This is a genomic window from Aquabacterium sp. (genome assembly GCF_044226965.1).
GTDB lineage: Bacteria > Pseudomonadota > Gammaproteobacteria > Burkholderiales > Burkholderiaceae_C > Pseudaquabacterium.
Genome location: NZ_JBGAGA010000045.1, coordinates 32,972 through 47,073, shown reverse-complemented (window position 1 = coordinate 47,073; position 14,102 = coordinate 32,972). Strand labels below are relative to the sequence as shown.

At 69.4% G+C, this 14,102-nt stretch carries 11 protein-coding genes; 4 read left to right on the top strand and 7 right to left on the bottom strand.

All coding sequences use genetic code 11. The features are described from left to right. Positions 1-668: DNA recombination protein RmuC (locus ACILR4_RS19050; RefSeq protein ID WP_395702450.1), on the top strand; the 668-nt coding region annotated here is incomplete at its 5' end. Positions 669-675: 7 nt separating this feature from the next. After that, positions 676-1,860 (top strand): MFS transporter, encoded by a 1,185-nt coding sequence (locus tag ACILR4_RS19045; RefSeq protein ID WP_395702449.1) that lies wholly within the window; start codon positions 676-678, stop codon positions 1,858-1,860. Positions 1,861-1,871: 11 nt separating this feature from the next. Here ACILR4_RS19045 and ACILR4_RS19040 read toward each other — a convergent pair whose 3' ends face one another. Together ACILR4_RS19040 and ACILR4_RS19035 are read right to left on the bottom strand one after the other, a co-directional pair. Next, the gene (locus tag ACILR4_RS19040; protein ID WP_395702448.1) at positions 1,872-2,348 is read right to left on the bottom strand and encodes a RidA family protein; all 477 of its coding nucleotides are present in this window, start codon (positions 2,346-2,348) and stop codon (positions 1,872-1,874) included. A gap of 2 nt (positions 2,349-2,350) precedes the next feature. Continuing rightward, a complete protein-coding gene (locus ACILR4_RS19035) occupies positions 2,351-2,674 on the bottom strand; it encodes a hypothetical protein (protein WP_395702447.1) in 324 nt (107 codons plus the stop codon). 174 nt (positions 2,675-2,848) lie between these two features. Here ACILR4_RS19035 and ACILR4_RS19030 point away from each other — a divergent pair, with 174 nt between their 5' ends. After that, positions 2,849-4,300 (top strand): PLP-dependent aminotransferase family protein, encoded by a 1,452-nt coding sequence (locus tag ACILR4_RS19030; protein ID WP_395702446.1) that lies wholly within the window; start codon positions 2,849-2,851, stop codon positions 4,298-4,300. Between the two features lie 9 nt (positions 4,301-4,309). Here the strand turns inward: ACILR4_RS19030 and ACILR4_RS19025 are convergent, their stop codons facing one another. The 5 genes from ACILR4_RS19025 to ACILR4_RS19005 form a co-directional block, all read right to left on the bottom strand. Then, positions 4,310-4,915, bottom strand: coding sequence for a glutaredoxin domain-containing protein (locus ACILR4_RS19025; RefSeq protein WP_395702445.1), 606 nt, complete (start codon positions 4,913-4,915; stop codon positions 4,310-4,312). 49 nt (positions 4,916-4,964) lie between these two features. Continuing rightward, complete coding sequence (locus tag ACILR4_RS19020; RefSeq protein ID WP_395702444.1) at positions 4,965-7,010, bottom strand: M3 family metallopeptidase; 2,046 nt, start codon at positions 7,008-7,010, stop codon at positions 4,965-4,967. A gap of 40 nt (positions 7,011-7,050) precedes the next feature. After that, a complete protein-coding gene (folD, locus tag ACILR4_RS19015) occupies positions 7,051-7,899 on the bottom strand; it encodes a bifunctional methylenetetrahydrofolate dehydrogenase/methenyltetrahydrofolate cyclohydrolase FolD (RefSeq protein WP_395702443.1) in 849 nt (282 codons plus the stop codon). Positions 7,900-7,961: 62 nt separating this feature from the next. After that, positions 7,962-8,588 (bottom strand): response regulator transcription factor, encoded by a 627-nt coding sequence (locus tag ACILR4_RS19010; RefSeq protein ID WP_395702442.1) that lies wholly within the window; start codon positions 8,586-8,588, stop codon positions 7,962-7,964. Further along, positions 8,585-11,179: a PAS domain S-box protein gene (locus ACILR4_RS19005; protein WP_395702441.1), complete on the bottom strand. Its 2,595-nt coding sequence runs from the start codon at positions 11,177-11,179 to the stop codon at positions 8,585-8,587. The genes ACILR4_RS19010 and ACILR4_RS19005 overlap by 4 nt, the downstream gene beginning before the upstream one ends. 200 nt (positions 11,180-11,379) lie before the next feature. Between ACILR4_RS19005 and aceE the strand changes: the two genes are divergently transcribed. Then, positions 11,380-14,094 carry a pyruvate dehydrogenase (acetyl-transferring), homodimeric type gene (aceE, locus tag ACILR4_RS19000; RefSeq protein WP_395702440.1) on the top strand — a complete coding sequence of 905 codons (2,715 nt, stop codon included), beginning with the start codon at positions 11,380-11,382 and terminating at the stop codon, positions 14,092-14,094. Positions 14,095-14,102 lie beyond the last annotated feature (8 nt).

Here is a 14,102-nt window from a genome sequence, read left to right as displayed (position 1 = left end):
TCGAGACCGTGCCCGGCAGCGGCGCACGCGTGGAGTTCGCGATCCGCCTGCCCGGCCGGCGCGACGACGGCGCTCCGCTGTGGCTGCCGATCGACGCCAAGTTCCCGCGCGAGGATTACGAGCGCCTGCTCGATGCGCAGGAACGTGCCGATGCGCCGGCCGTCGAAGCCGCGGCCAAGGCCATCGAGGCGCGGCTGCGGCTGGAGGCGAAGACCATCCGCGAGAAGTACATCGCCGCGCCGCACACCACCGATTTCGCGATCCTCTTCGTGCCCACCGAAAGCCTGTATGCCGAGGCGCTGCGCCGGCCGGGCCTGGCCGAATCTCTGCAGCGCGAGCACCGCATCACGCTGGCCGGGCCGACCACCTTGCTGGCCACCCTGTCCAGCCTGCAGATGGGCTTCCGCACGCTGGCGCTGGAAAAGCGCAGCGCCGAGGTCTGGCAGGTGCTGGGCGCGGTGAAGACCGAGTTCGGCAAGTTCGGCGACGTGCTGGCCAGGACCAAGAAGAAGCTCGAGGAGGCCGGCAATACCATCGAGCTGGCTGAGGTGCGCACGCGGGCGATGGCGCGGCAGCTGCGCAGCGTCGAAGCGCTGCCGGAGCAGCAGACGCAGGCCTTGCTGCCCGGGCTGGTCGATGAGATCGATGACGGGAGGCCTTCTGCCTGAGGTCACGATGACCAGGGTGCTGCCGGCGCTGATCGTCGGCCAGATCACCCTGCATGCGGCCATGGCCGGCCAGCGCATGGCGGCGCCGTTGCAGGCGCTGGAGGGCGGCCGCAGCGCGTGGGCGGTGGGCGTGCTGCTCGCGCTGTTTGCCGCGCTGCCGGTGGTGACGGCGCTGGCCGCCGGCCGCATGGCCGATCGCTACGGCTACCACCGGCCAGTGCGGGTGGCCGTCGGCTGCACGGTGATGGGCGCGGGCCTGGCGCTGACGGCCTGCTTCCTGCCGGGCTGGTGGCAGTTCCTGCTGCTGTGCCTGGGGGCTGCGGCCTCGGGCGTCGGCACCAACATCGGCCTGATCGCGATCCAGCGCACCGCGGGCCACCTGGCGGGCGACTCGACCGAGCGACTGCGTGTGTTCAGCTGGCTGGGCATGGCGCCTTCGCTCGCCAATGTGGTCGGGCCGGTGACGGCCGGCTTCATGATCGATGCGGGCGGCTTCGCAGCGGCCTATGGCCTGATGCTGCTGCTGCCGCTGGCCTCGCTGTGGATCGCACGCCTCGTGCCGCAGGTGGCCCGACCCGCGACCGAGGCGAAGGCCGGCGACGGCAGCAACACCTGGGACCTGCTGGCCACGCCGGGCCTGAAGCGCCTGCTGGTGGTGAACTGGCTGCTCTCGGCCAGCTGGGACGTGCACAGCTTCGCGGTGCCGGTGCTGGGCCACGGCCGCGGCTACAACGCATCGACCATCGGCCTGGTGCTCGGCAGCTTCACGCTGGCGGTGACCCTGGTGCGCTTCGTGATCCCGATGCTCGCGCACCGGCTGCAGGAAGTGACGGTGTTGCGTTTCGCGATGGTGCTGACCGGCGCGGTGTTCGCGCTCTACCCGTTTGCCGGCACGCCCTGGCTGATGGGCGTGTGCGCCACGCTGCTCGGGCTGACGCTGGGCTCGGTGCAGCCGATGATCATGTCCACCTTGCACCACTTGACGCCGCCCCACCGCCACGGTGAGGCGATCGCGTTCCGCTCGATGGCGATCAACGCCTCCAGCAGCGTGATGCCGCTGGCCTTCGGCGTGGTGGGCACCGCGCTCGGCCCGGGTGTGATGTTCTGGATCATGGGTGCGGCGGTGGGCTCGGGCAGCTGGGTCGCGCGCGGGTTACAGCGGGCGTTTGCCGCGGCCGAGCAGCGGGCCTGACGTCCGGCTCGCTACTCGACCGCCGCGATCAGGTCGAGTTCGACGGCAGCGTTCTTCGGCAGCTGGTAGACGCCCACCGAGGTGCGCGTGTGCGTGCCGGCCGGGCCGAGCACTTCATGCAATAGCGCGGAGGCGGCGTCGGCCACCTCGCTCTGCTGCGTGAAGTCGGCAGCCGACTGCACGTAGACCCCCACTTTCAGCAGCTGGGTGATGCGATCGAGCGAGCCGAGCGCACGCGCCAGCAGCGCCAGCGCGCGCATCGCGCAGATGCGGGCGCCGGCCTGCGCCTCGGCCAGCGACACCTCGCTGCCGACGCGGCCGGTGACGACGACCGTCGTGCCCACGCGCGGGATCTGGCCGCTGACGAAGACCTGTGGGCCGTGGCGCTGCGTGGAGACGTAGTCGCCGCCGATCAGGATCTCGCCGGCAAAGCTGTGGCCCATCGCGGCGGCGATGGCGTCGAAGCGGGATTGGCGGGTGCTGTTCATGCTCAACGGGCGGCGGGCTGGTGGTGGAGGAAGGGCAGCGCGCGGCGCGTCGGCCGCCGCGTGGCTGCCGGCGCGTGGCACAGCAGCAGCGCAGGCTGATCGCCGGCCTGCAGCGTCAGCCAGCCGCCGTGGGCGATCGCATGGGTCTGGCCGGCGACCAGGTGGCGGCGGGGCGCGTGCATGCGTTCGCCCAGCCATTGCGGCGGCTCGGTTAGCTGCACGGGTCCGCTGACCACATGGATCAGCGTGCCGGGACCCAGGTACTGCGACAGCGTCTGCTGCGGGCGCATCTCCAGGCGTTGCGGAAGGGTGGGGCGGTGGCTCATGGGTCGGCTCCGTTCGATGGCCCCGACTGTGCGCGGCGGCGGCTGTTCCCGTCAGGTACAGCGCCAGACTGTCTGACGCGCAACAGCGGCCGCTGCGCGTGACTGTTACCGTCACAATCACCGAGCGCTGTATCTGTTGCCAACCCCGCGCCGGCAGCGAAGATCGCAGCTGCGATGACGATGACCGCCGCGCCCCCCACGCTGTACCGCCGCCTCGCGCACCACTACCTGGACGCGATGCGCGCGGGCACGCTGGCGGTGGGCGACCGTTTCCCCTCGGTACGCAAGCTGATGAGCACGCACGAGGTGAGCCTGTCCACCGCGTTGCAGACCTGCCGCTACCTGGAAGACCAGGGCTGGCTCGAAGCCCGGCCGCGCTCGGGCTACTACGTGCAGGCGCCGCGCCGCAGCACGATGCTGCCGGCGCAGGAGGTGAATGCCAGCGTGCCGCTCGACCCGGCCGACTATGTCGGCATCCATGCGCACGTGTCCGAGATCCTGGCGCGCGGCCAGCAGAAGCCGGTGAAGGTGAACCTGGCGCTGGCGGTCGGCTCGCCCGAGCTGTACCCGGCCGCGGCCCTGCAGCGCAGCATGCAGCGCCTGCTGCGCACCCAGCCCGCGCTGCTGACGACCATGGTGCGCCGCCACGGCCACCCGGCGCTGCGCCAGGCCCTGGTGCGGCGCGCGCTGGCGCGCGGCATCACCGCGGCGCCTGAAGAGGTGGTGGTGACGCATGGTTGCATCGAGGCGGTGAACCTGGCCTTGCGCGCCGTGGCGCGGCCGGGCGACACGGTGGCGGTGGAGTCGCCCACCTTCTACGGCCTGCTGCAGGTGCTGGAGGCGCTGGGCCTGCGCGCGCTGGAGATCCCGGCCAGCCCGTTCACCGGCCTGTCGCTCGACGCACTGGCCTTCGCGCTCGAGCACGATCCAAGCATCAAGGCGGTGGTCAGCATGCCGACGCTGCACAACCCGCTGGGCACCGTGATGCCCGACGCGCACAAGGAGCGCCTGGTGCAGCTGTGCGCCGAGCGAGGGGTGGCGCTGATCGAGGACGACATCTACGGCGACATGGGCTCGGACGACACGCCCTACCGTGCCGCCAAGGCCTATGACCGCGAGGGCCATGTCATCTACTGCCAGTCGCTGAACAAGCTGATCGCGCCCGGCCTGCGCCTGGGCTGGCTGTTGGCGGGCCGCTGGCAGGCGCGGGTGGAGATGCTGAAGTACACGCAAAGCCGCTACAGCGAGGAGCTGCCGCAGATGGCGGCGGCCGAATTCATTGCCGGCGCGGCCTTCGACCGCCACCTGCGCCAGCTGCGCCAGGCGCTGCGGCGCCAGCGCGAGCAGATGGCCGAGTCGGTTGCGCGTTATTTTCCTGAGGGTACCCGCCTGTCGGTGCCGGAGGGCGGCATGCTGCTGTGGGTGCAGCTGCCCGAGGGCGTGTCGTCCTACGCGGTGTTCGAGCAGGCGCTGGAAGCCGGCATCAAGCTGGCGCCCGGCTCGATGTTCACGAACAGCCGGCGCTGCGACAACTTCGTGCGGCTGAGCTGCGGCCGCCTGCACACGCCGGCGGTGGACGGTGCCTTGCGCGAGGTGGGCGAGATCGTCGCGCGCCTGCGGCGCTGAACCGGTGGGTCAGAAGCGGATGCCCGAGGCCGCCGGGGCTTCGGGCTCGGCCGCCGCCGGAGGGGCGGCCGGGGCCGGTGCGGGCGCCGGGGCTGCGGCCTGGCGCGCGACCAGCGGCGTGGCCGGCGCGGCGACGTAATCGCGCGGCAGCTTCGAGTCGCGCGGGTAGCCGGCCAGATCCAGCAGGTTGTGCCACTGGCTTTCCGAATAGCCGGCGGCGGTCTGGCCGCCCACTGTCAGTGCGGGCAGCGAGCGGCTGCCGGTGGCGCGTTCGAGGGCAGGCAGGTCGTCGGTGGTCAGGACCTGGCGCTCGGTCATCGGGATGCCCCGTGCCTTCAGCAGCGCGCGGGCGCTGTCGCAGGGGCCGCACTCCGGCGCGCTGTAGAACACCACCGGGAAGCGCTGCACGATGGGCCGCAACTCCGCCGGCAGGTTGCTGGCGGCGCTGGCCTGGGCGGACGTGCGCCCGAGCTGCTTGATGTTGGCGCTCGGCTCGGCGACCGGCGGCCGGTCGGTGTAGGTGACCTTGCCATCGGGACCGACGACCTTGTACTGGGCAAGGGCCGAACCGGCGAGGCAGAGCAACGCGGCGCTGAAGCTGGTGAGGCGGATCATGCGTCGAATCTAGCCCAGCCGCCGCGGCCGCTCAAGCGGCGGCGATGCTTCAGGCCATGCCCTGGTGCCGCAACAGTGCATCAATGCGCGGCTCGCGGCCCCGGAAGGCCTTGAAGCTTTCCATCGCCGGCCGGCTGCCGCCGGCTTCCAGGATCTCGCGCCGGTAGCGGCGGCCGGTCTCGGCGTCGAACAGGCTGGACTCCTCGAACGCCGCAAAGGCATCGGCCGAGAGCACCTCCGCCCACTTGTAGCTGTAGTAGCCGGCCGAGTAACCGCCCGCGAAGATGTGCGAGAAGGTGTGCTGGAAGCGGTTGAACGCCGGCGGGATGAGCACCGCCACCTCGCGCCGCACGTCGTCGATGACGCGCTGCACGTCGGCGGCGGCATCGGCCTCGGCATGGATGCGCATGTCGAACAGCGCGAACTCGATCTGGCGCAAGGTCTGCAGTCCGCTCTGGAAGTTGCGTGCGGCCACCATGCGCTCGAACAGCGCGCGCGGCAGCGGGGCGCCGGTCTCGACATGCGCGGTCAGGCGCGACAGCACTTCCCATTCCCAGCAGAAGTTCTCCATGAACTGGCTGGGCAGTTCCACCGCGTCCCACTCGACGCCGGAGATGCCGGCCACGGCAAGGTCGTCCACCTGCGTCAGCATGTGGTGCAGGCCGTGGCCGAACTCGTGGAACAGCGTGATCACGTCGTCGTGCGTCAGCAGCGCCGGCTTGTCGCCCACCGGCGCGGCGAAGTTGCACACCAGCTGCGCCACCGGCGTCTGCACCTGGCCGTCGGCGCGGTCGGGGCGGGCCCAGCGGCCGCGTGCGTCGTCCATCCAGGCGCCCGGCCGCTTGCCGGTACGCGCATAGGGGTCGAGGAAGAACTGGCCGACGAGCTCGGGCCTGTCAGCGCCGGGGCGCTTGCGCTCGATGCGGTAGAAGCGCACGCTGTCGTGCCAGGTGGCGGCCGTGTCGGGGCGGATCGTCACCTCGAACAGCGTCTGGACGATGTTGAACAGCCCTTCGAGCACGCGCGGCTCGGTGAAGTACTGCTTGACCTCCTGCTCGCTGAACGCGTAGCGCGCCTCCTTCAGCTTCTCGGACGCGTAGTGCAGGTCCCACGGCTGCAGCGCCTGCAGGCCCAGCTGCTCGGCGGCAAAGGCCTGCAGCTCGGCCAGGTCGCGCTCGGCGAAGGGGCGCGCGCGGCGCGCCAGGTCGCGCAGGAAGTCCTGCACCTGGCGCGGCGAATCGGCCATCTTCGGCACCAGCGAGAGCTCGGCGTAGTTGGCATAGCCCAGCAGCGCGGCCTCTTCCTGGCGCAGCTGCAGCAGCTCGCGCATCAGCGCGGTGTTGTCGCGCTCGGGCGGGCCGAACTCGCTGGCACGGGTGACATAGGCGCGGTACAGCGCCTCGCGCAGCGCGCGATCGTGGGCGTACTGCATCAGCGGCATCCACACCGGCATGTGCAGGGTCAGCTTGTGGCCGGCCTTGCCCTCGGCGGCGGCGGCTTCAGCCGTGGCCTGCACGATGTCGGCCGGCACGCCGGCCAGGCGGGCGCTGTCGACGTAACTCGCAAACTGATCGGTGGCATCGAGCACGTGCTCGGAGAACTGCTGGGCCGCCTCGGCGCTGCGTTCCTGGATCGCGGCGAAGCGCTGCTTGGCTTCACCCTGCAGCTCGGCGCCCGACAGCACGAAGTCGCGCATCGCGTTGGCCAGCGCGCGCTGGCGCGCCGGGCGCAGCCGCTGCGCGGCCGGGCTGGCCATCACGGCCTTGTACTTGGCGTACAGCCGTTCGTCTGCGCCCAGGCGGGTGTGGAACTCGGTGATGCGGCCCAGGTTCTCGTTGTAGGCGCTGCGCAGCTCCGGCGTGTTGGCCACGGCATTCAGGTGGCCGACTGCACCCCAGGCTCGGGCCAGGCGTTCCAGCGGCACGTCCAGCGCGGCGGACAGCGCCTCGTACTCGGCCGGCACCTCGGCACCAACGGCCCGCTCCAGCGCGGCATTGGCCGCCGGCAGCAGCGCATCGATGGCCGGCGTGATGTGCTCGGGGCGGATGGCGTCGAAGGCCGGCAGGTCGCCGGCGCGCAGCAGGGGGTTGTCCATGGCAGGTACGTGGCGCCGGGTGGGCGCGAGACAAGAGGGCTCAGGCCGCCCGTTCAGCGGATTCCACAGTATTCACCAGCAGCATCGCGCGCGTCATCGGTCCGACCCCGCCGGGCACCGGGGTGATCCAGCCGGCGACTTCGCGCACGCCGTCGAAATCGACGTCGCCGCACAGCTTGCCGGCGTCGTTGCGGTTCATGCCGACGTCGATCACCACCGCGCCGGGCTTGACCATGTCGGCCGTCAGCACGTTGCGCTTGCCGACCGCGGCCACCACGATGTCGGCCTGCCGGGTGTGGTGCGCGAGATCGGGCGTGGCGCTGTGGCAGATGGTCACCGTGGCGTTCGCCTGCAGCAGCAGCATGGCCATCGGCTTGCCGACGATGTTGCTGCGGCCGATCACCACCGCATGCTTGCCGCGCGGGTCGCAGCCGATGTGCTCGAGCATCTTCATGCAGCCGTAGGGCGTGCAGCTCTTGAAGCCGGGCTGGCCCAGCAGCAGCGCGCCGGCCGAGGCGACGTGGAAGCCGTCGACGTCCTTGCGCGGCGAGATCGTGCCGATGACCTTGCTGCCGTCGATGTGGCGCGGCAGCGGCAGCTGCACCAGGATGCCGTGGATGGCCGGGTCTTCATTGAGGGCCTGCACGCGGGCCAGCAGTTCGGCCTCGGTCAGCGTGGCCGGGTGGCGTTCCAGCACCGAGTGCATGCCCACGCTCTCGCAATCGGCGACCTTGTGCTTCACGTACACCTGCGAGGCCGGGTCGTCGCCGACCAGGATCACCGCCAGCCCCGGCCGGCGACCTTGCGCGGTGAGCGCGGCCACCCGCAGCGCCACTTCGCCGCGGATCTGTTTCGCCAGGGCATTGCCATCGATCAGTTGTGCGGACATGGGGATCTCCAGAAAAAGCAAGAGGCCGCTGGAAACAGCGGCCTCGGAGGGGTGCGGTGGACTCAGGCTTTCGCCGTGTTGGCGCCGAGCGCGATCTTCAGCAGGTCGGCCACGGTGTTGGCGTTGAGCTTCTCCATGATGTTGGCGCGGTGCGCCTCGACCGTCTTGATGCTGATGCCCAGGTCGTCGGCGATCTGCTTGTTCAGCCGGCCGGCGACGATGCGCTCGAGCACCTGCGCCTCGCGCGTGGTCAGGCGCGAGAGCAGGGCGTCGCGGCTGGCCTGCTCCTGGTGCTGGCTGAAGGCCGAGCGGGCCGAGTCGAGCATGCGCTCGACCAGGTTCAGCAGGTCGTCTTCCTTGAAGGGCTTCTCGATGAAGTCCATCGCGCCCTTCTTCATCGTGCTCACCGCCATCGGCACGTCGCCATGGCCGGTGATGAAGACCACCGGCAGCGGGCTCTTGCGTTCGAGCAGGCGGTCCTGCAACTCGAGTCCGCTCATGCCTTCCATGCGGATGTCGGCGATCAGGCAGGCGACTTCTCGCGGGTCGAAGCGGGAGAGAAAGGACTCTGCCGAATCGAAGCACTTGACGCGGTAGTCCTTGCCTTCGAGCAGCCATTGCAGCGAATCGCGAACGGCCTCGTCATCGTCAACGACGTACACCGTGCCCTTCTTGGGAATCAGGCTCATGAGGATGTTTTGGCGGCAGGGGCGTCGGCAGGGGGCGCTGCGGCATCGCGATGAGGCGGTGGCAGCGTTGTCTCCTCGTGCCGCGCGGTGGTTTCGACGGGCAGGGTGAAGGCGAACCGGCACCCCGCGACAAGGCTGCCATTGTAGATGTTCTGGGCCTTGATCCGCCCCCGGTGGGACTCCACGATCGAGCGGCACAGCGACAGGCCGATGCCCATGCCTTCTGCCTTGGTCGAGAAGAAGGCTTCGTAGAGCCGGTTGATCACTTCCTCGGGCAGGCCGGGGCCCATGTCGGTGACGCTGAACTCGATCACACCGCCCTCGTCGGGCGTGTGGCGCGGCACCACCCGCAGCTCGATGTGGCGGCGCGCGGCCGGCAGCTTGGCCGAGTCGATCGCCTCGGCCGCGTTCTTCAACAGGTTCAGCAGCACCTGCTCGATCAGGATCGGGTCGCACTTGAGCATCGGCAGCCGCTGCGCCACGTAGTGGTGGATCGCGACGTTGCGCCGGCGCAGTTCGATGCTGGCGAGCTCCACCGCGTCCTCGACGATGTCGATCGCCCGCGCGGGCTGCCGTTGCGGCTCGCTCTTTTTCACGAAGGCGCGGATGCGGTGGATGATCTGGCCGGCCCGCTCGGCCTGGCGCGCGGTCTTCTCGAGTGCGGCGATCAGGTCTTCCTGCTTGATCGAGTCGGCCTTCACCCGCGAGACCATGCCCGAGCAATAGTTGGTGATCGCGGTGAGCGGCTGGTTCAGCTCGTGCGCGACCGAAGACGCCATCTCGCCCATCGTGATCAGGCGGCTCGACACCTGCGCCTTCTCGGCCTGCTGGGCCGCCTGCTCCTCGGCGCGGCGGCGCGCGGTGATGTCGGTGGCGATCAGCATCTGCGCGAGCCGGCCGTCGGTCCACTGCAGGTAGCGCGAGCGCACGTCGAACCACTTGTCCAGCGCGTGGGCGTAGACCTCGCGCGGGTTGGTGCCCATGCCGGTGAGCTCCTGCGCCGGCAGGCCCGAGAGGCCGTCCACGGCATCGTCCGGCTCGGCGATGAAAGGCACCGCCGGTCCGGCGCCGCTGGCCAGCAGCGCATGGCCGCGCGCATCGGCGCCGAACCACAGCCGGTACGAGCGGTTCGCGAACAGCAGCTCGCTCTGCTGCACCGACAGCACCGACACCGCGGCGTCCAGGCCTTCGAGCACGGTGGTGAAGCGCTCGTGCGAGGCCGAGAGCTGGTCGCGGATGCGCTTGGCCTCGGTGATGTTGGTCATCGAGGTCATCCAGCCGGTCTGGTGGCCGCGCGCGTCGACCAGCGGCGAGACGTACATGCGCGCATCGAACAGCGTGCCGTTCTTGCGCATCACCTTCACCTCGATGCCGCCGGCCGGGCTGCGGCCCTGCAGTTCCTGCTGCAAGAGGCGGCTGTTCTCCTCGATGCGGTCATGTGGCCAGTACGGGTAGGGCGGCAGGCGGTTGATCAGCTCGGATTCGGAAAAGCCGGTCATCGCGCAGAAGGCCGGGTTCACGTAGCTGACGCGGCCCTCGAGGTCCATCGCGCGCATGCCCGTGAGCATGGAGTTCTCCATCGCACGGCGGAAGTTGGTCTCCTTGACCAGCGCGCCCTGGATCTGGCTGCGCCGGCGCATGTGGCGCCAGGTGCCCAGCAGCATCCACACCGTCAGCACCGACAAGGCCACCACCATCCAGAACAGCGTGTTGCCGATCAGGCCGACCGAGGTGCGGTAGCCGATGCCGCGCAGCACCAGGCCGTTGGCGGCCGGTGCGAAGGGCACGTCGTGCACGATCGAGGCCGGCTGGCGCGCGATGCCGGGCATCGCGGTGATGGTGCTGGCGATCACCCGCTCGCGCTCGTCGACGATGGCGATCGCGTGGCGGCGCGTCACCTCGGCCGGCACGAAGTGGCGCAGCAGCACGTCGATCGAGTACTCGACCACCAGCGCGCCGGAGAAGCTGCCGCGATCGAGCAGTGGCACGTGCAGCTGGAACACCATCGCGCCGCTCGGGTCCTTGAACGGGCGCGAATACATCGGCTGCCGCACGTCCCGCGCGGCGATGAAGGCCCATTCGGCTTCGTCCGGCCCGCTGTTGGCGGCCGATGCGCCGGACGCGGCAGGCTTGGGCGGTGCGGCCCATTCGTCGCGTTCGCCGAAGCTCGACTGCCGCGCGCGCACGCGACGGTCGGCGCCGACCCAGCTGAGGTAGACGATCTCGGGCCGGTCGGCCGTGAAGCGGGTGGCCTGGGCCAGGAAGTTCGGCGCCTCCAGCTCGCGCGTGACGATCTCGCGCGCCATCCGCACCAGCTGCTCCTGGTTTTCGATCAGGCGCAGTCGGATCTGCTGCTGGGCGATCTCGGTATCGCGCTTGACGGCCTCGGCCTCCCGCTCGATTTCCTCGTTGCGCAAGTACCAGAAGGCGGAAATGATCGCCGCGAGAAACAGCAGCACCGACACCAGCGGGGCGAGCGTCGCGAAGCGATCCTGCCGCGCCGGCGACTGGCGACGCCACCAGCGGCCCAGCATGCGGCGGCCGATGGACGTGGAACCGGCAGCCGGGGCATGGGGGGCGGAGGCGCTCATGCGCCGGATTATCCCGGCCGGGCGGCGTTGCGGCCCGCGGTGGACCCGCGGCAAACCCCAGGGAGGGCCCAGGCAATTTCATATTAAGAAATTGACTCGCACCATTTGAAAGACGAGAAGTTCTGTGCCACACTCCGCGCCGTCCGCCACGGCCTTGCCACGGGCCGTTCGCCCCGCCCCCCGGAACCAGGAGACAAGCCATGTCCGCAGTGCCCGAATCCTTCCTCGGCGCAGCCGCCAACGATGCCGATGCGCAGGAAACCCGTGAATGGCTCGACGCGCTCGATGCCGTCATTGCCAACGAAGGGCCGGAACGTGCCCACTTCCTGCTCGAGCAGCTGATCGACGAAGCCCGCCAGGCGGGCATCGACCACCCGTTCTCGGCCAACACGGCCTACGTCAACACCATCCCGCCGGACCAGGAGGAGCGCTGCCCCGGCAACCTCGAGCTCGAGGAGCGGCTGCGCGGCTTCATGCGCTGGAACGCGATGGCGATGGTGGTGAAGGCCAATCGCCTGAACCCGGCGGACGGCGGCGACCTGGGCGGTCACATCTCCTCGTTCGCTTCGCTGGCCACGATGTTCGGCGCCGGCTTCAACCACTTCTGGCACGCGGAACACGAAGGGCACGGCGGCGACCTGCTCTACATCCAGGGCCACTCGGCACCCGGTGTCTATGCCCGCGCCTACATGGAAGGCCGCATCTCCGAGGAACAGCTGCTGAACTTCCGCCAGGAAGTCGATGGCAAGGGCCTGTCGAGCTATCCGCATCCGAAGCTGATGCCCGAGTTCTGGCAGTTCCCCACCGTCTCGATGGGCCTGGGCCCCTTGATGGCGATCTACCAGGCGCGCTTCCTGAAGTACCTGCATGCGCGCGGCATCGCCAACACCGAGAACCGCAAGGTCTGGGTCTTCTGCGGCGACGGCGAGATGGACGAGCCGGAGAGCCTGGGCGCCATCGGCCTGGCGGCGCGCGAGAAGCTCGACAACCTGATCTTCGTCATCAACTGCAACCTGCAGCGGCTGGACGGCCCGGTGCGTGGCAACGGCAAGATCATCCAGGAGCTCGAAGGCGAGTTCCGCGGGGCAGGCTGGAACGTCATCAAGCTGCTGTGGGGCAGCTACTGGGATCCGCTGCTGGCGCGCGACAAGGACCACGTGCTGCGCAAGATCATGATGGACACGGTCGACGGCGACTACCAGGCGATGAAGGCCAACGACGGTGCCTTCGTGCGCAAGCACTTCTTCGGCCAGCACCCGAAGGCGCTGGAGATGGTGGCCAAGATGAGCGACGACGACATCTGGCGCCTGCAGCGCGGCGGCCATGATCCGCAGAAGGTGTATGCGGCCTACCACCGCGCCGTCAACCACAAGGGCCAGCCGACGGTGCTGCTGATCAAGACCGTCAAGGGCTTCGGCATGGGCAAGGCGGCCGAGGGCAAGAACACCGCGCACCAGGCCAAGAAGCTGACCGACGACGACGTCAGGGGCATGCGCGACCGCTTCGGCATCCCGGTCAGCGACGAGCAGCTGGCCAAGGAAATCCCGTTCTACAAGCCCTCCGAGGACACCCCGGAGATGAAGTACCTGCACGAGCGCCGCAAGGCGCTGGGCGGCTACCTGCCGCACCGCCGCACCAAGGCCGACGAGCAGCTGAAGGTGCCGCCGCTGGAAGCCTTCAAGGCCGTGCTCGAGCCCACCGCGGAAGGCCGCGAGATCAGCACCACGCAGGCCTATGTGCGCTTCCTGACCGCGCTGTTGCGCGACAAGGAGATCGGGCCGCGCACGGTGCCCATCCTGGTCGACGAGGCCCGCACCTTCGGCATGGAAGGCCTGTTCCGCCAGATCGGCATCTACAACCCCGAAGGCCAGAAGTACACGCCGGTCGACAAGGACCAGGTGATGTACTACCGCGAGGCGCGCGACGGCCAGATCCTGCAGGAAGGCATCAACGAGGCCGGCGGCATGAGCAGCTGGATCGCCGCGGCCACGTCGTACTCGACTAACAACCGCATCATGGTGCCGTTCTACATCTACTACTCGATGTTCGGCCTGCAGCGCGTGGGCGACCTGTGCTGGGCGGCGGGCGACATGCAGGCGCGTGGCTTCCTGCTGGGCGGCACCTCGGGCCGCACCACGCTGAACGGCGAGGGCCTGCAGCACGAGGACGGCCACAGCCACATCCTGGCCGGCACCATCCCGAACTGCGTCAGCTACGACCCGACCTTCGCGCACGAAGTCGGGGTGATCATGCAGCACGGCCTGAAGCGCATGGTGGAGCAGCAGGACAACGTCTACTACTACATCACGCTGCTGAACGAGAACTACCCGATGCCCGGCCTGCAGCCCGGCACCGAGGCGCAGATCATCAAGGGCATGTACCTGCTGCAGGACGCCAAGCCCAAGGCCAAGCAGCCGGTGGTGAACCTGCTGGGCTCCGGCACGATCCTGCGCGAGTCGATGGCCGCCAAGGAACTGCTCGAAGGCGAGTGGGGCGTCGCTGCCAAGGTGTGGAGCTGCCCGAGCTTCAATGAACTGGGCCGCGACGGCCAGGACGTGGAGCGCTGGAACCTGCTGCACCCGACCGAGACCCCGCGCGTGCCCTTCGTGACGCAGCAGCTCGACAAGCATGCCGGCCCGGTCATCGCCTCCACCGACTACATCAAGAACTACTGCGAGCAGATCCGCGCCTACATGCCCAAGGGCCGCAGCTATCGCGTGCTGGGCACCGACGGCTTCGGCCGCAGCGACTTCCGCAGCAAGCTGCGCGAGCACTTCGAGATCAACCGCCACTACATCGTCGTTGCCGCGCTGAAGAGCCTGGCCGACGAGGGCAGCGTGCCGGCGGCCAAGGTGGCCGAGGCGATCGCGAAGTACAAGCTCAACGTCGACAAGATCAACCCGCTGTACGCCTGAAGACGAAC